This window comes from Clostridium pasteurianum DSM 525 = ATCC 6013, from assembly GCF_000807255.1.
Lineage (GTDB): Bacteria > Bacillota > Clostridia > Clostridiales > Clostridiaceae > Clostridium_I > Clostridium_I pasteurianum.
In genome coordinates, this window is sequence record NZ_CP009268.1 from 1,882,718 (window position 1) to 1,906,081 (window position 23,364).

The following is a 23,364-nucleotide window of genomic DNA, read 5'->3' on the forward strand; positions in this document are numbered from 1 at the left end:
TCATTCATTTTTTATTTTTTCTGTATTACTTATGTTTTTGTGTTATACTACAGCATGAAAAATCTGTATCACTTTTTTTTGCATGTTGTATTACAGTAAAATAAAATACAAAAAAATACGGTGAAAATGTCAAATTCGTCTTGTAAAACCCAATTTGTAGTATTATAATTAAATCGTTAAATAACCATAAAATATTTTTATTAATACAAATTTGTTTGGATAATTGCTTTTTTACATATACTTTGATAGCAATGATAAATAACATGGTCATGCTTTTACAAAGTTTAAAAGTAATGGTAAAATTATGCCCACTAATGGGGTGTAATAATAAGGAGGAAATTTAATATGTCAAGAGCTAAACAATCAATGGATGGTAATACAGCCGCTGCACACGTAGCATATGCCTATACTGACGTAGCTGGTATTTACCCAATCACACCATCAAGTCCAATGGCAGACAGTGTTGATATGTGGTCTGCAGCAGGTCAAGAAAACATTTTTGGTAATCAAGTTAAAGTTGTAGAAATGCAGTCTGAAGCAGGTGCTGCAGGAACTGTTCATGGTTCTCTTGCTGCAGGTGCACTTACTACTACATTTACAGCTTCTCAAGGTCTTCTATTAATGATTCCAAATATGTACAAGATTGCTGGTGAAATGCTTCCAAGTGTATTCCATGTATCTGCACGTACAGTTGCATCACATGCACTTAACATTTTCGGTGATCATAGTGACGTATATGCTTGTCGTCAAGTGGGTTTTGCAATGCTTGCTGAAACAAATCCACAAGAAGTTATGGACTTAAGTCCTGTTGCACATCTTGCTGCACTTGAAGGAAAAGTTCCTTTCATCAATTTCTTTGATGGATTCAGAACATCACATGAAATTCAAAAAATTGAAAAATGGGATTATGAAGACCTTAAAGAAATGTGTAATATGGATGCTGTAAAAGCTTTCCGTGATCATGCATTAAATCCAGAAAAACCAGCTATGCGTGGTTCTCATGAAAATGGAGATGTTTTCTTCCAGCATCGTGAAGCCTGTAATACAGCTTATAACAACTTACCAGCTATAGTTGAAAAATATATGGCTAAAGTAAATGAAAAACTTGGTACAGACTATGACTTATTCAATTACTATGGAGCAGAGGATGCTGATCGTGTCATCATAGCAATGGGATCTATCTGTGACGTAGCTGAAGAAGTTATTGATTACTTAACAGCTAAAGGAGAAAAAGTTGGACTAGTTAAAGTTCGTCTATATCGTCCATGGGTATCTGAAAGTATTCTTAAAGCTCTTCCTAAAACTGCTAAGAAAGTTGCTGTCCTTGACCGTACAAAAGAGCCAGGAGCACTAGGTGATCCATTATACCTTGATGTTGCTACAACTCTTCGTGAAGCAGGACTTAATGATATTATATTAACAGCAGGACGTTATGGATTAGGTTCTAAAGATACTCCACCTTCATCTGTATTTGCTGTATATACTGAACTTTCAAAAGATGCTCCTAAGGCTCGTTTCACACTTGGTATAGTAGATGACGTTACTAACTTAAGCTTACCAGAAGTTAAACCAGCTCCTATTACATCTGCAGCTGGTACAGTAGAATGTAAATTCTGGGGTCTTGGTGGTGATGGTACTGTTGGTGCTAACAAGAACTCTACAAAAATCATTGGTGACCATACAGATAAATTTATCCAAGCATATTTCCAATATGACTCTAAGAAAACTGGTGGTATAACTATTTCACATCTTCGTTTTGGTGACAAACAGATTAAGAGCCCATATTACATAAATCAGGCTGATTTTGTTGCTTGCCATAATCCATCTTATGTTGTTAAAGGATACAAGATGGTTCAGGATGTTAAACCAGGCGGAATCTTCATGATTAACTGCCAGTGGTCAGATGATGAACTTGACTCTAAGATTAATGCTGCTGCTAAAAAATATATTGCAGAAAACAACATTCAATTATATACAATAAATGCTATTGATAAAGCAATTGAAATTGGTATGGGAAAACGTACTAACACAATTCTTCAATCTGCATTCTTCAAATTAGCAAATGTTATGCCAATTGATGATGCTGTTAGCTTTATGAAAGCTGCTGCTAAGAAATCCTATGGTAAAAAAGGTGATGCAGTTGTAGAAATGAACTACAAAGCAATTGATGCTGGTGTAGATGCTGTTCATAAAGTAGAAGTTCCAGCTTCTTGGGCAAATCCTGAAGCAGATGCTCCAGCTGCAAAAATCGCTGGACGTCCAGAAGTAGTTAAAATGGTTGAAGACCTAATGAATCCTATTGGACTTATGGATGGAGATAGTCTTCCTGTATCTGCATTTACAGAAATTGTAGACGGACAATTTGAAATAGGTGCTGCAGCATATGAAAAACGTGGTACTGCTGTAATGGTTCCAGAATGGGATAAAACAAAATGTGTTCAATGTAATATGTGTTCATTTGTATGTTCTCATGCTACAATTCGTCCATTTATGCTTGATGGAGATGAAGTTAAAGCTGCTCCTTCAAACATCAAACTTGCTGACACTAAACCAAAAGCTGGAGAATACAAATTTACAGTAAGCGTAACTCCTCTTGACTGTATGGGATGCGGAGAATGTATTACAGTTTGTCCTACAAAGGCTATAACAATGGTACCTCAAGAAAGTCAATGGGATCAGCAGCCAGTATTTGATTACTTAGTTGCAAATGTGAGCAAGAAAGCTGGAATTCCTGCTGATACTACAGTTAAGGGATCTCAATTTAATCAGCCACTTCTTGAGTTCTCAGGAAGCTGTGCAGGATGTGCAGAAACATCTTATGCTCGTATACTTACACAATTATTTGGTGAACAAATGTATATTTCAAATGCTACAGGATGTTCTTCAATCTGGGGTGGTCCTGCTGCAACTTGTCCATATACTGTTAATAAAGATACAAATAGAGGTCCAGCATGGGCTAACTCATTATTTGAAGATAATGCAGAACACGGATTTGGTATGTATCTTGGACAGAAAACTCTTCGTGACCAAGTTATAGCTAAAGTTGAAAAACTTGCTGCTGATGATAAAGCATCTGCTGAATTTAAAGCTGCTGCTGCTAAGTTTATAGAAACAAAAGAAAGCACAAAAGAAAATACTCCTGCTTCTGAAGCATTAGTAGCTGAACTTGAAAAAGCTGCTGCAGCAGGTTGTGAGCTTTCTAAAGAAGTTCTTGAAAAGAAACAATATCTTCCTAAGAAATCAGTATGGGTTCTTGGTGGAGACGGTTGGGCATATGATATTGGATTCGGCGGACTTGACCATGTACTTGCTACTGGAGAAAACGTAAATGTTATGGTATTTGATACAGAAATGTATTCTAATACAGGTGGTCAAGCTTCTAAGGCTTCTAATATAGGTGAAGTTTGTCAATTCGCTGCTGCTGGTAAAGACATTGGTAAGAAGAGTCTTGCTGAAATCGCTATGAGCTATGGCTATGTGTATGTAGCACAAATCGCTCTTGGTGCTAATCCAGCTCAGACACTTAAGGCTATTTCTGAAGCAGAAGCTTATAACGGACCATCATTAATAATTGGATATGCTCCTTGTGAACTTCACGGAGTTAAGGGTGGTATGAACCACTGTCAGGATGAAATGAAATCAGCTGTAAAATCTGGATATTGGAATTTATTCTCATTCAATCCTGCTCTTAAAGCAGAAGGAAAGAATCCATTCACTCTTACATCTAAACCAGGTGATGGAACTTACCAAGAATTCTTAAATAACGAAACACGTTATACTCGTTTAAAACGTGCATTCCCAGATCGTGCTGAAAAATTATTCAGTGAAAATGAGAAAGCTGCAATGGAACGTTATGAACATTTATTAAAGTTAGTAGAACTTTATAAATAATATTTTACAAAAGGTGTTTGCTTGCAAACACCTTTTGTATATCTATAATAAAGGCAGAATATGTTCTTATGTTTCTATTCTGGTCATTTTAAAAAGGAGCCCATGAAGTGACTCCTTTTTGTTATTCATGTGAATAATAATTACTTATAAAATGGTTAAACCATCAAAAACAATAATTTTTTACTAGTGAAGGTATTAAAAAAATAACTTAATATTTAAATATAATTTTGAATAATACAATGAAAAATGTTATACTATTATTAAATAGTCTTAGTTGGTTCTTCTAGGGCGTTGTATTATGTAAAATGACTTGTATTTTTTGAAGATGCCTAAGGATTATGATTTATTAAATTATGAGAAAGAAGGGTTTTTACATGAGTAAAATGAAGACTATGGATGGAAATACTGCAGCAGCACATATAGCTTATGCTTTCACTGATGTTACAGCAATTTATCCAATCACACCATCATCACCTATGGCAGAACATGTTGATGAATGGGCAGTACAAGGTAGAAAAAATTTATTTGGTCAAACTGTTAAAGTAATGGAAATGCAATCAGAAGCGGGAGCTGCTGGTGCAGTTCATGGGTCCCTTCAAGCAGGAGCTTTAACAACAACATTTACAGCTTCTCAAGGATTACTTTTAATGATACCAAATATGTATAAAATAGCAGGGGAACTTTTACCAGGAGTATTCCACGTAAGTGCAAGAGCCCTAGCTACAAAGTCATTAAATATATTTGGAGATCACCAAGACGTTATGGCTGCAAGACAAACTGGATTTGCATTACTTGCAGAAGGTAGTGTTCAAGAAGTTATGGACTTATCAGCAGTTGCACATTTAGCAGCAATAAAGGGAAAAGTTCCTTTCTTAAACTTCTTCGATGGTTTCAGAACATCTCATGAAATACAGAAAATAGAAGTTATAGATTATGAAGATTTAAGACCATTAGTAGATATTGATGCAGTTAAAGCATTCAGAAATAATGCATTAAATCCTGAACATCCAGTAACTAGAGGTACAGCAGAAAATCCAGATGTATACTTCCAGGGAAGAGAAGCATCAAACAAATATTATAATGCAATCCCTGAATTAGTAGAAAACTACATGGGAGAAATAAGCAAAATAACAGGTAGAGAATATCACCTATTCAATTACTATGGAGCAGAAGATGCTGAGAGAATAATAATTGCAATGGGTTCAATTTCTGATGCCATTGAAGAGACTATAGATTACTTAAATGCTAAAGGAGAAAAAGTAGGTGTATTAAAAGTACATTTATTCAGACCTTTCTCAGTTGAGCATTTCTTTAAATACATTCCAAAAACAGTTAAAAAGATTGCTGTTCTTGATAGAACAAAAGAACCAGGCAGCTATGGTGAACCACTTTACCTTGATGTAGTTACAGCATTCTATCAAAGTGATTTAAATCCAGTAATAGTTGGTGGAAGATATGGATTAGGTTCAAAAGATACAGTTCCTAGTGATATATTAGCTGTTTATGACAACTTAAAAGCAGATAAACCTAAAAATGGATTTACAATAGCAATAAATGATGATGTAACATTTACTTCACTTAATACAACTGAAAAAATCGATACTACTCCAGAAGGAACTAAAGCTTGTAAGTTCTGGGGACTTGGTTCAGATGGTACAGTTGGTGCTAATAAGAGCGCTATAAAAATCATAGGTGACCATACGGACATGTATGCCCAAGGATACTTTGCATATGATTCAAAGAAATCTGGTGGTATTACAATTTCTCACTTGAGATTTGGTAAGAAACCAATAAAATCACCATATCTTATAAATACAGCAGACTTTGTTGCTGTACATAATCAATCTTATGTATACAAATATGATGTCTTAGAAGGATTAAAAGATGGTGGTAACTTCTTACTTAACACTATCTGGTCTCCAGAAGAAGTAGAAACTCATCTTCCAGCAAAAATAAAGAAATACATTGCAGAACATAATGTAAGCTTCTATACATTAAATGCTGTAAAAATAGCTCAAAGCATTGGTCTTGGCGGAAGAATCAACATGATAATGCAATCAGCCTTCTTCAAAATCGCTAACATAATACCAGTTGATGATGCAATTAAATACTTAAAGGAAGCAGTTGTAACTTCTTATGGTAAAAAAGGTGAAAAAGTTGTTAAAATGAACCATGATGCTATAGACTTAGGTGTTAATGCTATAGTTAAAATAGATGTTCCAGCAAACTGGAAAGAAGCACAGGATGAAAAGGTTGAAACAGTTACAAAAGCTAAACCTAAATTCATAACTGAAATTCTTGAACCAATGAACAGTCAGCAAGGAGATAAACTTCCTGTAAGTGCATTCAATGGTTATGAAGATGGAACATATCCTAACGGAACTGCTGCTTATGAAAAGAGAGCAATTGCTATCAACGTTCCTGAATGGCAAGTAGACAAATGTATCCAATGTAACCAATGTTCATATGTCTGCCCTCACGCTGTAATAAGACCATTCTTATTAACTGAGGAAGAAACTAAAAATGCTCCAGAAGGATTTACATCTAAACCAGCATTAGGATTAAAAACTGCTGAAAAACTTAACTTTGCAATAAAGATCAGCCCTCTTGATTGTACAGGATGCGGAAATTGTGCACAGGTTTGTCCTGCTAAAGAAAAAGCATTGATAATGAAGCCAGCTGAATCTCAATACAAAGAAGCAGAAAACTTCGAATATGCACTTAACCTTTCACCAAAGGAAAATCCACTTAACAAGACAACTGTTAAAGGTAGTCAATTTGAACAGCCATTACTTGAGTTCAATGGTGCTTGCGCAGGTTGTGGAGAAGCTCCATATGCAAGACTTATAACTCAATTATTTGGTGATAGAATGATGATTGCCAATGCAACAGGTTGTACTTCAATCTGGGGTGGTAGTGCACCAGCTACACCATATACAGTTAACCACAAAGGACAGGGTCCAGCATGGGCTAACTCATTATTCGAAGATAATGCTGAATTTGGTTTAGGTATGTATCTTGGTGTTAAACAAATAAGAGAAAGAGTAGCAAGTCAGGCAGATGAATTAATAAATTCAGATGTAAAACCAGAATTAAAAGAAGCTCTAACTGAATGGGTAAAAGGTAAAGATCTTGCTGATGAATCAAAAGCAGCAACTGCTAAATTATTACCATTATTAGAAGCTGAAAAAGACAGCAATGCTCTTGTAAAAGAAATCTTCGACGCTAAAGATCATTTGGTTAAGAAATCACAATGGATATTTGGAGGAGACGGTTGGGCTTACGATATAGGTTACGGCGGTGTTGACCACGTACTTGCATCTGGTGAAGATGTAAACATCTTTGTATTCGATACAGAAGTTTACTCTAATACTGGCGGACAGTCATCAAAAGCTACTCCAACAGCAGCAATAGCTCAATTCGCAGCTGGTGGTAAGAGAACTAAGAAGAAAGATCTTGGAATGATGGCTATGAGTTATGGCTATGTTTATGTAGCACAAATAGCTATGGGTGCTGACAAAAATCAGACAATAAAGGCGATTACAGAAGCAGAAAGCTATCCAGGTCCATCTCTAGTAATTGGTTACTCTCCATGTATAAACCAAGGATTAAGAGCTGGTATGGGATGCAGTCAGCTTGAAGAGAAAAAAGCTGTTGATTGCGGATACTGGGCAATGTATAGATTCAACCCAACTCTTAAAGAAGAAGGAAAGAATCCATTTAGCTTAGATTCTAAAGAGCCAACTGGTGACTTCAAAGAATTCTTATTAGGTGAAGTAAGATTTGCTTCATTAAAGAAAGTATATCCAGAATTAGCTGATAAATTATATGCTAAGACTGAAGAAGATGCTAAAGAAAGATTAGATTCTTACAAGGCCCTAGCAGAAAGAAAATATAACTAGCAACTATTAAAAAAGAGAGAAAGGTTTTAACTTTTCTCTCTTTTTTAATAAAATAATATAAATTTTACTTAAACCCCTTTTATTATTTTCATTTTAAGAGTAGAATTAGAACATGACACGAAAAAGGAGGTATTTATTAATGAGTGAAAATGAAAAGAATGTATGCGGTATAGATGGATGTGGATGCGGTGAAAATGAACATGAACACCAGCATGAAGACAGCTGTAGTTGTGGTTGTGGAGACCATGATGGAGCATGCACTGTTGAACTTGAAGATGAACATGGAAACGTAGTTTCTTGTGATGTTATAGACGGCTTTGTGTATAATGATTCAGAATTTGCATTAGTTCAAAATCCAGAAGATGGTTCAGTATATTTATTTAAAGTAGTTGGTGAAGGTGAAGATGGAGAACTTGTAGTTCCCGATGATGAAGAATTTAAAGCAGCTACTGCTTACTATGAATCAACTTTGGAAAAAGATAAATAATTTCTAAAGGAAGCCGCTGCTTATGTCAGCGGTTTTTTTAATTTTTACATAGATATGCATTTTAAGAATATAATTAATAAAATAAATTGTAGGTAGTAAATGGAGGAGTAAATTGGAAAAACTAGCTATATTCGATATAGATTATACATTGACAAAAAGAGAAACACTTTTTGAATTTTATATGTTTCTATTAAAGAAAAAACCACATTTAATTATACATATGCCAAAGGGAACTATAGTATCAGTTCTATATGCATTAGGTATTGTTGAGGCGGCTAAAGCTAAGAGTGATTTTATGACTTTTATAAAGGGAATTCATGAAGATGAAATAAGAGAACTTGCAAAAGAATTTTATCGCAAAAGATTTAGTAAAATTTTTTATACAGATGCAATTAATACTTTAAAGAGACTAAAAGCACAGGGGTATAAGATATATTTAATTTCTGCATCTGCAGAATTTTATTTAAATGAACTCTATAATATAAAGGAAGTTGATAAAGTTATAGGTACACGGTTTAAATTTGTTAATGGCTATTATACGGGTGAAATTATAGGAGAAAATAATAAAGGTGAAGAAAAGGTTAGAAGACTTATGGAAGTGTTAAAAGAGGAAAATATAGAAGTGGATTTTAAAGAGTCCTATATGTATTCTGATTCTCTTGCAGATCTTCCATTACTTAAATTAGTAGGCCATCCTTATTTGATAAATTCAAGGAAAAAGATTAATAATATTGAAATTTTACATTGGAAGTAACTATTTTCAGGAGGCGGAGTTTTAGTGGAAGACATAAGTTATAGAGAATTTTATATGAAAAATGATAAAATTATGCAAAAGGATAGTTTTAACAGTGAATTTATGAATTTGGGAAAATCTCTTTATGAAGTGATCAGGATAGAAGATGGAGTGCCTTTATTTATAGAAAAAAATCTTAAGCGAATAGAAAACTCAGCTAAGATCACAAATTTAATATTGCCAATAAATTCAGAGGAAATTAGAGAAAAGGTAAATAGAGTAATTGAAGTCAATAAGGTAGAAGTAGGTAATATAAAAATAGTATTTAATTTCTATAATGATAAATGTAACTTTTACGTCTATTTTATAAAACACAACTATCCAACGAAGGAGCAGTACAATAGGGGAGTAGATACTGTATTTTATCATGGAGAGAGAGTAAATCCCAATGCTAAAGTTGTAAATTTAAAATTTAGAGCAGCAGTAGAAGAGAAAATAAAAAACTGTAATGCCTATGAAGCTATACTAGTGGATCACAACGGAAATGTAACAGAAGGAAACAGATCAAATATATTTATGGTAAAGGAAAATACAGTCTATACTGCTCCCTTAGAAGATGTGCTTCCAGGCACCACCAGAGATTCAATTATAGATGTTATTTTAAAATGTGGATATAAATTTATGGAAAAGAGAGTAAATTATATAGATGCAGTTAAAATGGATGGAATGTTTATTTCAGGAACACTGTCAAAGGTATTACCTATACGAAAGGTAGAGGATTTTCAGTTAAAATCTTCGGAAAATGAAGTGATTAGAGATATAATGAGAGAGTATGATGATATGATTAAAAGGTACATTGATGAAAATAAGCTGCTTTAATCAGTGATCATGAGCAAAGACGAAATAAACGCAAAAGTATAAAGTTCAAAGAACAAATATCAAAATTTGTTCTTTGAACTTTGATATTTGTTCTTTATTTAAGTGCTTCATCTAAAGATTTCTTCAATTTATCTGCTGAAGTTTTTAGGGCTGACAGTTCCTCCTCATTTAAAGGAGATTCTACTATATTTTTTACTCCCTCTGCGCCTACAATACTTGGTACACCTAGATATATCTCTTTTATTCCATATTGGCCGTTCAGTAAAGTTGAAATAGTCAATATGGAATTCTCATCTCTTAATATGGCTTCTACAATTCTTCGTATTGCAAGAGCTACTGCGTAATAGGTGGCTCCTTTTTTATTGATAATTTCATAGGCAGCATTTTTTACCTTTTCATGAATTTCATATCTTATATTTCCATCACATTTGTCGCAGTATTTGCTGCAGTATTCAGAAATATTTAGACCAGCTATATTAGTTATGCTCCAAGTGGCTATTTCTGAATCTCCATGTTCTCCCATTATATAGGTGTGAATATTTCTTGCATCCACATTAAAATGATCACTGAGCATATATTTAAATCTTGAAGTATCAAGAACAGTACCGGAACCAATGACTCTTTCCTTTGGAAATCCTGAAATTTTGTAAGCTATATAAGCCAGTATATCTACAGGATTTGAAACTATTAACAAAATTGAATTTGGGCTGTATTTTACAACCTCAGGAACTATGGAGTTCATTATTTTATAATTTTTATTTATGAGATCCAGTCTGGTTTCACCGGGTTTTTGAGGAGCACCAGCTGTTATAATTACAATATCTGAATTATCAGTATCTTTATAATCTCCTGATTTTATGATGGTAGGCTTAACAAAGGAAGCACCGTGAGACAGGTCCATTGCTTCACCTTCTGCCTTATCCTTGTTTATATCTACTATTACTATTTCTGAAGCAAGACCTTCGTCCATAATGGCAAAAGCAGTGGTGGAACCTACAAAGCCTGCACCGATTATAGATATTTTAGTTGTTGTCTTCATGAGTAAAACCTCCTTTAAAGTGATGAAATTTTTTTATATATTGTTAAAGTAAATAATTTCTATAAATACATTATATATTAGTGAATAATGATTATCAATTAATATGTGAATATTTAATTAATGATATTTTTTGTTGGTATAGTGAAAGATTTTCACCAGCATCCAATTCTCCAAAACAAACATCATAAATTGTAAATACTATGTTATAATAATATTAATAATTTTGTGCAATATATTTGAAATTATGCGGAGGATACGTATATGGAAGGTGCAATAATAAAAAAGATATTGAATAATAACGTTGTGATAGCAAAAGAAGGTAACAAGGAATTTATACTTGTTGGGAACGGCATTGGTTTTGATTTCCATAAGGAGAACATTGTACCTTCTAAAAGAATTGAAAAGGTATTCGTAAGAGAAAACACAGAAATAGATAATAACTATGACAAGGTTTTGGAAACCATTGATAATAAAATTATAGGAATTTCAGAAGAAATAATATGTATGGCAGAAATGGATATAGGTGTAAAACTAAGCAAACCTATACATGTATCACTGCCGGATCATATAAACTTTTCCCTAAGGCGTATGGAGAAAAAAATTAAAATAGAAAATCCATTTTTAAATGAACTTAAAGTTTTGTATCCTAAAGAATATTCAATAGCTTCAAAGGCTTTGGAAATGATAAATGTAAGATTTAACGTTGAGCTTCCGCAGGATGAAATTGGATTTATATGCCTTCATATAAAGGCTGCAATTGAGGAAAGCGGCATAGGAACTCAACTGGAATATACAAAAAAGATTAAGGACATTATGGATCTTATTTCAAATCTCATAGGAAGAACTTTGCATAAGGATTCCTTGGAATATGCTAGAACATTAACTCATATAAATTTTATGCTGGAGAGAATACTAACGGGCAAAACTGTGAACAATTTGCTTTTAGATACCATAAAGGATAAATTTTCTAAAGAATATGCTATTGCCATAAAACTGTCCTTAAAAATAGAAGCCCTTTTTTCTGTAAGGGTTCCAGAAGATGAAACAGGATATTTAGCAGTACATCTAAAGAGACTTTCTGACATATAGAGCTAATAAAAACTATTTTAAATCTGTAAATTTTACTGATAAAGTTTGTAATAAATTTTACGATATAATATATAAAGTGTAATTTAGGCATCTTCAAAGAAATAAGATGTTATTATTTCTTTTCTATGCCTTATTTTAATTGGAGTATTTTAATATGGGTAAATTACATGAGTTCATAAGAAAATTAGATATTATAACCAGTAATGATAATATGGAAGTACATATAAATATAGAATATGTACCTAAATTTAAAGATTCTTATAAAAATACATCGCTGTTAACTTCTGATAAAAAAGTAAAGTCCATATATCCTCCGGTGTATTCAGCAGATGAGATTAGGAATCAGCTGAAAAAAAATAAAATTATTTATGGAATTTTACCGGAAGCATTAGAGAAATGCAGCAATATAAATGGAGTAAAGAACCTGTTAATTGCCAAGGGGAAAAAAACAGTAGATGGTACTGATGACACCCTGAATATTATCTTTAAAAGAGACCTCAAAATACAATTTACAGAGGACAGTACTGGAAAAGTAAATTTTAAAAGCATAGGTTCTATTGAATATGTAAAAAAGGGAACAGTTCTGGCAGTAAAGCATAGCGGAGCAGAGGGAAGCGATGGAAAAGATGTATATGGACACAATATAAGACATAAGCCCAGTAATAGAATTAAACTTACAGCAGGGGAAGGCTGTACACTTAAAGATGAAAATGAGATTATTGCTTTAATAGATGGAAAACCAAGCTTTCTGCAGAATATTTTTTTTGTTCATGAAATTCATGAAATAAATTCAGATGTGGATATAAAAACGGGAAATATAAAATTTTATGGTCCTATTCTCATAAGAGGAGCTGTCAGAGAAGATATGATGGTGCAATCAGAAGATTCCATAGAAATAAAAAAAAATGTGGAAAAGTCAAATATCATTGCAAAGGGTAATATAAAAATAGATGGAAATGTAATCTTATCAAAAATTGTATCTGGTGGAGAGAATATAATAAATATAAGAAATTTAAATATTTTTATGGAATTAAAGGACAATATTTTGGATTTGGTTAAAGCAGCCAGTGAGTTGAAAAGATTTAACAGATTACAAAATAATATAAATTATGGAGAAATAATAAAATTACTCATTGAAGGCAGATTTAAGTCCATAATAAGGCTGTGCAGTGAAATCGTAAATCTTGATGAATATGCATATAGCCTATTTACAAAAAGATTATTTCATTTATCACCACTAAATTTAAAGGGCCCAAAGGAATTGCTGGAGATTGTTTATATTATAGACAATAACATAGAAAATATTAAAAAGAATGTTATAATATCTACAAATGTTGATATTTCTTATTGTCAGGATTCAATAATTGAAAGTGCCGGTAGTATAATAATAGGTGGCAAAGGAGAGTATATATCAAAACTTACAGCAAAAGATAATATAATATTTACAGAGAACGACAGTGTTTCAAGAGGAGGACTTATTAAAGCTGGACAAGAGGTGCACTGCGGCACCGTTGGAAGTTTAAGTGGAGTATCTACAAAAATTTCTGTTGAAAGAAAAGGACATATATATGCAAAAGAGGTCTATGCCAATACTATATTTTCCATAGGAAAATTAGAATACATAGTAGAGGCACCTTGTAGAGAAGTACATGCTTATTTAAATTGTAACGGAGAGATTACAGTGGATAAATTATTGTTATAGGAGGGCATAAAATGGATGATAAAGAACTAAAAGTACTGGTTTTTAGCGTTAATGGAGAGTATTATGCATCGGATATTATGGAGGTAGAGAGAATACTTGGATATGAGGAGACTACAAAATTACCTGATTCTCCTGAATTTGTAGATGGGGTAATAAATTATGAAGGTAAAATCCTTCCTGTTATATCTCTTGTGAAAAGATTTAATATATCAGAAAATACCATAACTGCAGATTCAAAGATTATAGTGTCAAAACAAAGGGAAAGCAAATTTGGAATTATTGTAGATGTAGTTTCAGAAGTAAAGGATATAAATACTAATGATATGGAGGAGGCACCAGAAGTTGTAGGTGGGATCTCAAAGAGATATATAAAGGGATTAATAAAAACTGATGGTAAGATAATTATATTTTTAAAATTATCAAGTATTTTAACTGAAGAAGAAAAAACATTAATATAATGATTGATAGGGTGAAGATATGGAGAAGGTAAAAGAGATAAGGGTAGGAATAGCCGATTTAGATTTAGCCCGTTCACCGGAGAAAATAATAACTGTAGGATTAGGTTCCTGTGTGGGTATAGCTTTGTATGATCAATATAAAAAAATAGGAGGACTGGCACATATAATGCTGCCGGACAGCAATCAATTTAATACCATTACAAATGAAAAGAAGTTTGCCAATCTTGCGATACCTATTTTAGTGGAGAAAATGGTAAAAGAAGGAGCTAATGTAAGAAATATAAGAGCTAAAATTGCAGGCGGTGCCTCTATGTTTAATTTTTCTGATAAAAGTATGAATATGGATATAGGCAAGAGAAACGGCATAGCAGTTAAAGATACGCTTAAAAAACTCAAGATACCTATAATAAGCGAAGATGTAGGAGGTAATAAGGGGAGGACCATGATCTTTGATACATCAGCTTTTCTTGTAAAAATAAGAACCGTGGGACTGGGTATGAAAGAAATTTGAAAATTTTAGAATTAATTGTTGAAGACATAAATGGAGTGATATAGTTGAAAAGCATAAAAGTCTTGGTAGTAGATGATTCAGCATTAATGAGAAAAATAGTATCTGATATGCTAAATGAAGAATCAGATATTCAAGTGGTTGCAACTGCCAGAAATGGAAAAGATGCGTTGAAAAAAATTAAAACATTAGATGTAAATATCATTACCCTGGATGTAGAAATGCCCTTAATGAATGGCATTGATACTTTGAAAGAATTGAAAAGAAACAAAATCAGCCTGCCAGTTATTATGTTAAGCGGCATGAACAGGGAAAGCCCAAAGCTCACAATGGAATGTCTTGATCTTGGAGCTTTTGATTTTATCTCCAAGCCCTCTGGAGTCATATCTATAGACATAAATAAGGTTCAGGATGAGCTTATTTTAAAAGTAAGGGCAGCCTTTGACAAATGTTCCAGAGAGGGTACTTGTGAAATAGGAAATTTATCAGCGAACCTTAACATAGAAAGCTACAGGGAAAAAATTAATAAAGCTTCCTTTGGAAATATTGAAGCAGTGGCTATAGGTGCTTCTACAGGAGGACCTAGAGCACTATATGAGGTGATTACTAAATTGCCAGGTGACATAGGAGTTCCTATATTTATTGTACAACACATGCCTGTGGGATTTACAAAAGCTTTTGCAGAGAGATTGAATTCAAACAGTAGATTAGAAGTAGTGGAAGCACAAGAGGGCGAAATATATAAAAGAAATAAAGTCTATGTGGCACCAGGAGGTTTTCATATGGAAGTAAAAAATGATGGTAAAATCCATCTCAATGAAAAGTCTGCCTTATGGGGGGTGAGACCTGCAGTAGATATACTTTTTAAATCAGCTGCTGAGGTATTTAAGGATAAAATTCTCAGCGTAGTTTTAACTGGTATGGGTAAAGACGGTGCAGAGGGTACAGAAGTAATAAAGCAAAAGGGTGGAATTACTATAGCAGAAGATAAATCTACTTGCGTTATCTATGGTATGCCTAAAGTGGCCTATGAGACTGGTGCTGTGGATTTTGTAATACCCCTTGATAAAATTGCAGATGAAATTATAAAAATAGTTAATAAAACTAGGAGGTAGGTAATGGATTTAGAACAGTTTAAAGATTGGGTGTTAAAATATTTTGGGATAAATCTATTTGCCTATAAATCAAATCAGCTTCATAGAAGAATTTTAAGTCTTATGTCAAGAATTGGGGTAGATACTATTGACGATTATGTGAAGTTGTTAAAGGCTGATAAAAAGCAGCAGCAAAAATTTTTAGATTTTATTACCATAAATGTAACGGAATTTTTTAGAAATCCAGAATTGTTTAAAGAATTTGAAAGGGAAATTCAAAAATATGCAAGGGATAAAAGTGAGAATATAAAGGCCTGGAGTGCTGCCTGTTCTATAGGAGCAGAGCCTTATTCTATGGCAATGATATTCAATAATTTGAAAAATGGAGGAAAGCATTCCATATTAGCTACGGATATTGATGTAACTATTTTGGAAAGAGCTAAAAAAGGTGAATATGTCCAGGCAGAAATGAAAAATATAGAAAAATCTTATATAGATAAGTATTTTAAGCTGATGGGAAACAAATATGTTATAGACACAGCTATTAAAAACATGGTAACATTTAAGAAGCATGACTTAATACTGGAGGAATATGAAAAAAATTTTGATATAATTGTATGCAGAAATGTAGTTATCTATTTTAATAATGAAATAAAGGAAAAGATATATAAAAAGTTTAGCAGTTCACTTAAAAAAGATGGATTATTATTTGTAGGGGCAACGGAAAGCATATACAATTACAGGGACTATGGCTTTGAAAAAGCTTCTACCTTTATCTATAGAAAGCTTTAAGGGGGGAGAATAATGGATACTTCACAATACCTGTCAATGTTTTTAGAGGAATCAATGGACAATTTACAGACTTTAAATGAGTCACTTCTAGAGCTAGAGCAAGAGCCAGAAGATATAGATAAATTAAATGAAATATTTAGAGTTGCTCATACTATAAAGGGAATGGCAGCTACTATGGGATTTAATAGAATGGCTGAATTAACTCATAAAATGGAAGATGTGCTTTCAGAATTTAGAAATGGAGAACTTAAAGTTACTCAGGAAGTAGTTACAGTATTGTTTAAATGTCTTGATACTCTAGAGCAGATGGTAGACAATATATCAAATGGCGAAGAAGAAGAAATGCCTGTAGAGGATATAATAGACAAGTTAGAACATATATCTAACAATGTTAAGAATTCTTCAGAAGAAATAGCCGCTAAAGAACCACAACAGGAGGAAACTGTAAAATCCGAAAAATCTCCTAAGGAAGATCCTAAGGCAAGTAAAATTGATTTAAACGAATATGACATAAATATAATAAAGCAAGCAGTGGAAAGGGGATATAATGCACTTGAGATCACTATAGTTCTCAGTGAAACAACTCTTTTAAAATCAGCCAGAGCTTTTTTAATAATTAAAGCTTTAGAAGAAAATGGTGAAATTATAAAATCCATTCCAAGTACAGAGGATTTAGAAAATGAGAATTTTGATTTTGAAATACAGCTGATATACTTGACAGAAAAATCAGAAGAGGATACTAAAAAAGTATTGGAAAGTATTTCTGAAATTGATAAAATTGTAGTAGTTCCTGTTAAACAGGATGCTGTAAAAGCATCCAATGCCAGTGTCAAAGAAGAAACTGTTAAAAAAGAGGAGCCAAAACCTGTTAAATCGGAAGCAAAAGTCAGCGCCAGTAATGTACCTAAAAAGCCAGCAGAAAATCATAAAAAGGAAAATCATAAAAAAGTCCATCAATCTGTAAGGGTAGAGCTGGATAGACTAGATAAATTTTTAAATATGGTTTCTGAACTGGTTATAAATAGGACAAGACTTGAACAAATCAGCAGTAACTATAAGCTTGTAGAATTAAATGAAACTATAGAGCAGGTGGCAAGGACTACAAATGATCTGCAGGACCTGGTTATGAAGATAAGAATGCTTCCTCTGGATACAGTTTTCAATAGATTTCCAAGAATGGTAAGGGACCTATCTGTGGAATTAAACAAGGAAATAGAACTTATAATTGAAGGACAGGACACAGAGCTTGACAGAACAGTTATTGATGAAATAGGAGAACCCTTGATTCACCTTATAAGAAATTCTGCTGATCATGGCATTGAAACCAAGGAAGAGAGACTTTCAAGGGGAAAAGATGAAGTTGGCACGATAAAATTAATAGCCTATCAGGAAGGAACTAAAGCAGTAATAAAGGTTCAGGATGACGGTGCCGGCATAGATGTAGAAAAGGTTCAGGAAAAGGCAGAAAAAGTTGGTATAAACACCGATGGAATGAATGAAAATGATATTAGAAATCTTATTTTTGCTCAGGGTTTTAGTACTAACGAAGTGGTTACAGATATCTCAGGAAGAGGAGTTGGCATGGATGTAGTAAAGACAAAAATTTCAGCTCTTGGAGGTACTGTAGATCTTACCAGTGAGGAGGGAAAGGGCACCACCTTTACTATAAAATTGCCTTTGACTCTTCAAATTATAACAGCTCTTTTGGTAAAAGTAGGAGAAGAAAATTTGGCTATTTCACTAAATTATATTGATAGTGTCATCGATTATAAAGAGGAAGATATAAAGAGAACTAACAATAAAGAGGTTATTATCTATAGAGATAAAGTACTGCCCATAATAAGAGTTAATGAAAAACTTGGAATTCCTAAAACAGATAAGGATAGAGTATATATAGTTATAGTGAATGTAGGAGAAAAGAGTGCAGGACTGCTTGTAGACTCTCTTGAAGGTCAGCAGGACATTGTAATAAAGCCCCTTGGAAAGACCTTGAAGGGATTAAAGGAATACATAGGAGCGACGATACTAGGAGATGGGCTTGTAACTCTGATTCTAGATGTTGGGGCTTTTGTATAGGAGGTTGGAAAATGAATTATTCTGAGCTTACGCCCATGCAAATGGATGCTTTAAAAGAAGTAAGTAACATAGGTGCAGGTAATGGAGCTACAGCTCTATCAAAGCTATTAAATAGGAAGATAGATATGACAGTTCCTTCAGTAAATATAATTCCGCTGGAATCAGTATTCACAAAAATTGATGCAGAAGAAATAGCAGTAGGAGTAATTGTAAGAGTACTTGGAGATACCCCAGGAAACATTTTATTTGTCTTTGAGGAAGATGTAGCTTTTGATATTATAAAAAGGCTTACAGGTTCAGAGGAAGAAGAGTTAAGTGAAATGGGAATTTCAGTATTATCTGAAATAGGTAATATAATATCTGCTTCCTATATGAATGCCATAAGCAGATTTACAAAACTTAACATAACACCATCAGTACCGGCAGTAAGCTATGATATGGTTTCTGCTATTCTCTCTACAAGCTTTATTGAAGCTGGTCAGTTTGATGACAATGTATTAGACTTTGAAACAGAATTTTTAGAAGATAATTCAAACACAATGAGCGGGCATTTTTATTATATTCCCATGCCTGGTTCATTAGAAAAAATATTAAACACATTAGGAGTAATTTAATTTGGAGGTTATATAAAATGGCAAAAGTATTAATTGTTGATGACGCTGCTTTCATGAGAATGATGATAAAGGACATATTGGAAAAAAATGGATTTGAAGTAATAGGAGAAGCTAGTAATGGTGCAAAAGCTGTAGAACTCTATAAAAAAGACAGACCAGATGTAGTTACCATGGATATAACAATGCCTGATATGGATGGTATTGAAGCTGTAAAAGCCATAAAGGAATTTGATTCCACTGCAAAGGTAATTATGTGTAGTGCCATGGGACAGCAGACTATGGTAATGGATGCTATAAAGGCTGGAGCAAAGGATTTTATTGTTAAGCCTTTTCAGTCAGACAGAGTACTTGAGGCAATTAGAAAAGCTATAGGATAGGCTTTGCTTTAATATGAGAACTTTTTAAAAGTGTAAGATATTTTACAGGGGGATTTGTTAAAAGTATAAAATATTCATTAAATTTAATCACAGTATCTTTTATTTATTTAAAAATGAGATTGTATTGGTTACTTTTGTCAGATCCCTGTAAGTATTTTTGTTGGAGGTAAAAAGTTATGCAGGTAGTTATTTTTAAATTAAAAAATGAACAATTTGCGGTAGAAACCTCAAAGGTTCAGACTATAAGTGAAGCTGTAACAGTGACAAAAGTACCTAAAGCCCCAGAATATGTAAAGGGACTTATTAATCTTCGAGGTACTGTAATTTCTCTTTTAGATATAAATTTACTTTTGGATATAGAAAAAAGCGAAAATAGCCAGCAAAGCGTAATAATACTTAAACTGGAAGATGAACTTATAGCTGTTTCAGTAGATCAGGTGGATGAAGTTTTGGAAATAGATGAGGATATAATAGAAAACACAAGAGAAGATACAAACAAGCCCTACATAAAGGGAATTATAAACTTTAAAGATAGAATAGTAACTTTTATTGACATTGATAAATTGATTGCTAAATAAGGCACATTCTAATAAATAACTAGTCAGTATCTAGACTTTATATTTATTTTCATATGCCTAAAACTAATTTAGAGAAATGAGGAGAAAAAATGGCAGACGTTTTATCTCAAAATGAAATAGATGCTCTTTTATCTGCCCTATCCTCTGGTGAATTAACGCCAGAAGAAGTTCCAAAGGAAGAAGAAAAACAAAAAGTTAAAGTTTATGACTTTAGAAGCCCTCAAAAGTTTTCTAAAGATCATATAAGAACCCTTGAACTCATACATGATAATTATGCGAGAATTATTTCTAATTATCTTACAGCTCAAGTAAGAAGCAATGTGAAGGTAAAGATTGAATCGGTTGAACAGATAACCTATGAAGAGTTTATTCACTCCATACCAAATCCAACTATTCTGACAGTTTTTAAGATGCCTCCACTAAGTGGTTCTATATTGTTTGAAACAAATCCTCAGTTTGTATATCAGGTAATTGATATACTCCTTGGTGGAAGTGGATCAGGACATTATAGATCAAGAGAGTTTACAGATATTGATAAAAATATAATTATGAAAATTAATCAGGAATTGATATCAAATTTAAAACTTGCCTGGGGAGATGTGCTGGAAGTTACACCAGAAATAGAATCACTTGAGACCAATCCTGCTTTAAATCAAACTCTGGCTCCTCATGAGCCTGTGGCACTTATAACTTTTTCTGTGGAAATGGGAGATAATAGTACCTTTATAAATATATGCATACCCTATTTAAGTATAGAAAAGGTATTGGACAAACTAGTAGTTCAATATTGGTATCAGGAAAACGATGAAGAGATAGTAAGTCAATCAAGAGAAAAGCTAAAAAACAGACTTAACATTGTAGATCTTCCACTGTTAGTAGAATTGGGAGAGGCCAGTATTACTGTAGATGAATTTTTAAGGCTTTCAGTGGGAGATGTAATTACTTTGAATAGTAAATGCAGTCACCCAGTTTCTATACTTGTAGGGGACCATATACATTATATTGGCAAGCCGGGGATTATAGGTAAAAATGTTGGGGTTCAAATTTTAGATATTATTGATAAGGATGTGGAAAATTATGAGTGATGGATTTCTTTCACAGGAAGAAATAGATTCTCTTTTAAATGGTGGATCAAATTCTTCTGATGATGCAAAAGCAATAGATAAAGATTATGATCTTTCAGATGAACAAAAAGATATGCTAGGTGAAATTGGAAATATATCCATGGGATCAGCATCAACAGCACTTTCTACTATAATAAATCAGCAGGTAAATATAACCACACCGGTAGTCTCCATTACTACTCTAAAAGAATTGAGAACTCAGTTTCAAGTGCCAAACATTGCCTTGGATGTACAGTATACCAGCGGTATAGTGGGAGAAAATCTTCTTATAATGAAAGTTACCGATGCAGGGGTTATAGCAAACTTAATGATGGGAGGAGACGGTCATGTTAGCACTTCAGAACTGTCAGAAATTGAACTCAGTGCAGTATCTGAGGCAATGAATCAGATGATAGGTTCTGCAGCTACAGCTATGGCCACTATGCTTCTTAGAGAGGTAAATATTTCACCACCTACTTCTGAAATAATAAATAGTGATACCCAAAAATTATCTGCGGGAATAACTGAAGATGAACCTATAATTCAAGTGGCCTTCAGAATTACTATAGGGGATCTTGTAGACAGCAGTATCATGCAGATTCTTCCTATAGAAACAGGAAAAAAACTTACTTCAATTATGATGGGAGTAAACTCTGAAGATGAACCTAAAGAAACTGAAACAGCGAAAGAGGAAACTGCTGCTTCTAAACCAGTGGAATCATCAAATAATACTCCTCAGCAGCCTGTAAATAATGCAAGCTATGAAGAAGCTGATAGAGGAAACATAATTGAAGAGAAGACCATTGAAACCAATCAGCCTCCAGTAGAAGTGCAAAAGGCAAATTTTCAGCCTCTTGAGGAGGTTACCAGATACTCTGAGCCCAAAAATATTGATTTGATATTGGATGTGCCTTTAGATATTTCTGTAGTTCTTGGCAGGAGTAAAAAGAGTATTAAGGAAATTTTAAACCTAGGTACAGGTTCTCTTATAGAATTGGACAGACTGGCAGAAGAACCGGTGGAAATACTGGTAAATGGCAAGAAGATAGCCTACGGTGAAGTAGTTGTGGTTGATGAAAACTTTGGTGTTAGAATAACCAGTATAGTAAGCAGTCACGATAGAGTTAAGAGTCTTGGAAGATAAGAAAGATTTGATGGATTAAGATACAATTGCAAAAAGATGCAATTGTGTCTTTTTTTATTATAAAAAAATTGTTGACAAAGGTCTAATTATTTTATATAAGTAATGCTAAACTTTTATGTTATAATAACGATAATATAAGTAAGATAATATAGAGGCACTATAGTGGCCTTATGCAGGGAGTGTATCAATATGAAAATAAATGGAGTGGGTTTAGGAAAGGTTTTGCAGATGTATAACAATAATAGTAACAATAAAAATATTTCTGAAAATAAAACCCCGGAAAAATCAGCTAAGGACTCACTGGAAATATCAAAGCTGGGTAAGAGCCTTAGTGCGTACTCCACAGAAGATAATTTTGGAACTTCAAAGGCAAAGATTGAAGAGATAAAAAAACAGATAGAAAATGGCACCTATAACAGGGATTCTAAGCTGGTGGCCCAAAAGCTTCTAGATCATATAAAGGGAAAAGGTGTTTAGTATGAAAGAAGAGCTTAAAGATATAATGGTAAAGGAATACAATGCATTAAAAAATCTGCTGAATTCTTTGGATAAGCAGCACCAATTGTTCCTTCAAAATGATATCTTTGCACTGGAAAATATGGTGAAGGTTATAGAAAACAACAATAAATCCATTGCAGAACTGGAAGTGGAGAGAAGAAAATTGGTGGGTGCAAATTCCATGAAAGATATTATAAACGTCTTTAAAGATGAAGAACTGGAAAACAACTATAGAGATATAAATATGCTTCTTCAGGAGATAAAATTTCAAAAGGACAGCAATGAGCTTCTTTTTAAGCAGGGGTTGGTATTTACCAATAGAGTATTAAACATATTCAGTCCAAATAGAAATTTAAAAACCTATAATTCTCTTGGGAAAATAGGAAGATAAGAGAGGTGT

Annotated in this window: 20 protein-coding genes; 19 read left to right on the top strand and 1 reads right to left on the bottom strand. The window is 33.2% G+C overall.

Features of this window, described 5'->3' with window-relative positions; genetic code table 11:
- Positions 1-345: 345 nt before the first annotated feature.
- The 5 genes from nifJ (CLPA_RS08480) (at position 346) to CLPA_RS08500 (ending at position 9,892) form a co-directional block, all read left to right on the top strand.
- The gene (gene nifJ, locus CLPA_RS08480; RefSeq protein WP_003443805.1) at positions 346-3,891 is read left to right on the top strand and encodes a pyruvate:ferredoxin (flavodoxin) oxidoreductase; all 3,546 of its coding nucleotides are present in this window, start codon (positions 346-348) and stop codon (positions 3,889-3,891) included.
- Positions 3,892-4,265: 374 nt separating this feature from the next.
- Positions 4,266-7,793, top strand: a complete 3,528-nt coding sequence (gene nifJ / locus CLPA_RS08485; protein WP_003443807.1) for a pyruvate:ferredoxin (flavodoxin) oxidoreductase — start codon at positions 4,266-4,268, stop codon at positions 7,791-7,793.
- Between the two features lie 139 nt (positions 7,794-7,932).
- The gene (locus CLPA_RS08490) at positions 7,933-8,280 is read left to right on the top strand and encodes a DUF1292 domain-containing protein (RefSeq protein WP_003443809.1); all 348 of its coding nucleotides are present in this window, start codon (positions 7,933-7,935) and stop codon (positions 8,278-8,280) included.
- Positions 8,281-8,392: 112 nt separating this feature from the next.
- A complete protein-coding gene (locus CLPA_RS08495) occupies positions 8,393-9,034 on the top strand; it encodes an HAD family hydrolase (RefSeq protein ID WP_003443811.1) in 642 nt (213 codons plus the stop codon).
- Between the two features lie 24 nt (positions 9,035-9,058).
- Positions 9,059-9,892, top strand: a complete 834-nt coding sequence (locus tag CLPA_RS08500; protein WP_003443813.1) for an aminotransferase class IV — start codon at positions 9,059-9,061, stop codon at positions 9,890-9,892.
- 94 nt (positions 9,893-9,986) lie between these two features.
- Here CLPA_RS08500 and CLPA_RS08505 read toward each other — a convergent pair whose 3' ends face one another.
- A complete protein-coding gene (locus tag CLPA_RS08505; RefSeq protein WP_003443815.1) occupies positions 9,987-10,931 on the bottom strand; it encodes an L-lactate dehydrogenase in 945 nt (314 codons plus the stop codon).
- Positions 10,932-11,192: 261 nt separating this feature from the next.
- On the opposite strand from CLPA_RS08505, the gene CLPA_RS08510 reads away from it, so the two are divergent.
- The 14 genes from CLPA_RS08510 to CLPA_RS08575 all read left to right on the top strand — a co-directional run bounded on the left by CLPA_RS08510 (position 11,193) and on the right by CLPA_RS08575 (position 23,355).
- Positions 11,193-12,020, top strand: coding sequence for a PRD domain-containing protein (locus CLPA_RS08510; protein WP_003443817.1), 828 nt, complete (start codon positions 11,193-11,195; stop codon positions 12,018-12,020).
- A gap of 154 nt (positions 12,021-12,174) precedes the next feature.
- The gene (locus tag CLPA_RS08515; protein ID WP_003443819.1) at positions 12,175-13,722 is read left to right on the top strand and encodes a DUF342 domain-containing protein; all 1,548 of its coding nucleotides are present in this window, start codon (positions 12,175-12,177) and stop codon (positions 13,720-13,722) included.
- Between the two features lie 11 nt (positions 13,723-13,733).
- Positions 13,734-14,180, top strand: coding sequence for a chemotaxis protein CheW (locus CLPA_RS08520; RefSeq protein WP_003443821.1), 447 nt, complete (start codon positions 13,734-13,736; stop codon positions 14,178-14,180).
- Positions 14,181-14,199: 19 nt separating this feature from the next.
- The gene (locus CLPA_RS08525) at positions 14,200-14,691 is read left to right on the top strand and encodes a chemoreceptor glutamine deamidase CheD (RefSeq protein WP_003443822.1); all 492 of its coding nucleotides are present in this window, start codon (positions 14,200-14,202) and stop codon (positions 14,689-14,691) included.
- Between the two features lie 44 nt (positions 14,692-14,735).
- Entirely contained in the window at positions 14,736-15,803 is a 1,068-nt protein-coding gene (locus CLPA_RS08530) for a protein-glutamate methylesterase/protein-glutamine glutaminase (protein ID WP_003443824.1), read from the top strand.
- Positions 15,804-15,806: 3 nt separating this feature from the next.
- Entirely contained in the window at positions 15,807-16,574 is a 768-nt protein-coding gene (locus CLPA_RS08535; protein ID WP_003443827.1) for a CheR family methyltransferase, read from the top strand.
- Positions 16,575-16,586: 12 nt separating this feature from the next.
- Positions 16,587-18,650, top strand: coding sequence for a chemotaxis protein CheA (locus tag CLPA_RS08540; RefSeq protein ID WP_003443829.1), 2,064 nt, complete (start codon positions 16,587-16,589; stop codon positions 18,648-18,650).
- 11 nt (positions 18,651-18,661) lie between these two features.
- On the top strand, positions 18,662-19,264 hold the full coding sequence (locus CLPA_RS08545) for a chemotaxis protein CheC (RefSeq protein WP_003443831.1): 603 nt from the start codon (positions 18,662-18,664) through the stop codon (positions 19,262-19,264).
- 17 nt (positions 19,265-19,281) lie between these two features.
- Positions 19,282-19,641, top strand: a complete 360-nt coding sequence (locus tag CLPA_RS08550; RefSeq protein ID WP_003443833.1) for a response regulator — start codon at positions 19,282-19,284, stop codon at positions 19,639-19,641.
- Positions 19,642-19,817: 176 nt separating this feature from the next.
- Complete coding sequence (locus CLPA_RS08555) at positions 19,818-20,219, top strand: chemotaxis protein CheW (protein ID WP_003443835.1); 402 nt, start codon at positions 19,818-19,820, stop codon at positions 20,217-20,219.
- Positions 20,220-20,308: 89 nt separating this feature from the next.
- Complete coding sequence (fliM, locus tag CLPA_RS08560) at positions 20,309-21,304, top strand: flagellar motor switch protein FliM (RefSeq protein ID WP_003443836.1); 996 nt, start codon at positions 20,309-20,311, stop codon at positions 21,302-21,304.
- Positions 21,297-22,466: a flagellar motor switch phosphatase FliY gene (gene fliY, locus CLPA_RS08565; protein ID WP_003443843.1), complete on the top strand. Its 1,170-nt coding sequence runs from the start codon at positions 21,297-21,299 to the stop codon at positions 22,464-22,466. The genes fliM and fliY overlap by 8 nt, the downstream gene beginning before the upstream one ends.
- Positions 22,467-22,655: 189 nt before the next feature.
- Entirely contained in the window at positions 22,656-22,943 is a 288-nt protein-coding gene (flgM, locus tag CLPA_RS08570; RefSeq protein ID WP_003443845.1) for a flagellar biosynthesis anti-sigma factor FlgM, read from the top strand.
- A 1-nt stretch (position 22,944) separates the two neighbouring features.
- A complete protein-coding gene (locus CLPA_RS08575; RefSeq protein ID WP_003443847.1) occupies positions 22,945-23,355 on the top strand; it encodes a flagellar protein FlgN in 411 nt (136 codons plus the stop codon).
- The last annotated feature ends 9 nt before the right edge of the window (positions 23,356-23,364 follow it).

Coding starts and splice junctions, on each gene's coding strand:
- CLPA_RS08545 (WP_003443831.1), top strand. CDS start 18,662: ATGAATTATTCTGAGCTTACGCCCATGCAAATGGATGCTTTAAAAGAA.
- nifJ (WP_003443805.1), top strand. CDS start 346: ATGTCAAGAGCTAAACAATCAATGGATGGTAATACAGCCGCTGCACAC.
- CLPA_RS08555 (WP_003443835.1), top strand. CDS start 19,818: ATGCAGGTAGTTATTTTTAAATTAAAAAATGAACAATTTGCGGTAGAA.
- CLPA_RS08505 (WP_003443815.1), bottom strand. CDS start 10,931: ATGAAGACAACAACTAAAATATCTATAATCGGTGCAGGCTTTGTAGGT.
- CLPA_RS08550 (WP_003443833.1), top strand. CDS start 19,282: ATGGCAAAAGTATTAATTGTTGATGACGCTGCTTTCATGAGAATGATG.
- CLPA_RS08510 (WP_003443817.1), top strand. CDS start 11,193: ATGGAAGGTGCAATAATAAAAAAGATATTGAATAATAACGTTGTGATA.
- nifJ (WP_003443807.1), top strand. CDS start 4,266: ATGAGTAAAATGAAGACTATGGATGGAAATACTGCAGCAGCACATATA.
- CLPA_RS08490 (WP_003443809.1), top strand. CDS start 7,933: ATGAGTGAAAATGAAAAGAATGTATGCGGTATAGATGGATGTGGATGC.
- CLPA_RS08520 (WP_003443821.1), top strand. CDS start 13,734: ATGGATGATAAAGAACTAAAAGTACTGGTTTTTAGCGTTAATGGAGAG.
- fliM (WP_003443836.1), top strand. CDS start 20,309: ATGGCAGACGTTTTATCTCAAAATGAAATAGATGCTCTTTTATCTGCC.
- CLPA_RS08535 (WP_003443827.1), top strand. CDS start 15,807: ATGGATTTAGAACAGTTTAAAGATTGGGTGTTAAAATATTTTGGGATA.
- CLPA_RS08540 (WP_003443829.1), top strand. CDS start 16,587: ATGGATACTTCACAATACCTGTCAATGTTTTTAGAGGAATCAATGGAC.
- flgM (WP_003443845.1), top strand. CDS start 22,656: ATGAAAATAAATGGAGTGGGTTTAGGAAAGGTTTTGCAGATGTATAAC.
- CLPA_RS08525 (WP_003443822.1), top strand. CDS start 14,200: ATGGAGAAGGTAAAAGAGATAAGGGTAGGAATAGCCGATTTAGATTTA.
- fliY (WP_003443843.1), top strand. CDS start 21,297: ATGAGTGATGGATTTCTTTCACAGGAAGAAATAGATTCTCTTTTAAAT.
- CLPA_RS08575 (WP_003443847.1), top strand. CDS start 22,945: ATGAAAGAAGAGCTTAAAGATATAATGGTAAAGGAATACAATGCATTA.
- CLPA_RS08515 (WP_003443819.1), top strand. CDS start 12,175: ATGGGTAAATTACATGAGTTCATAAGAAAATTAGATATTATAACCAGT.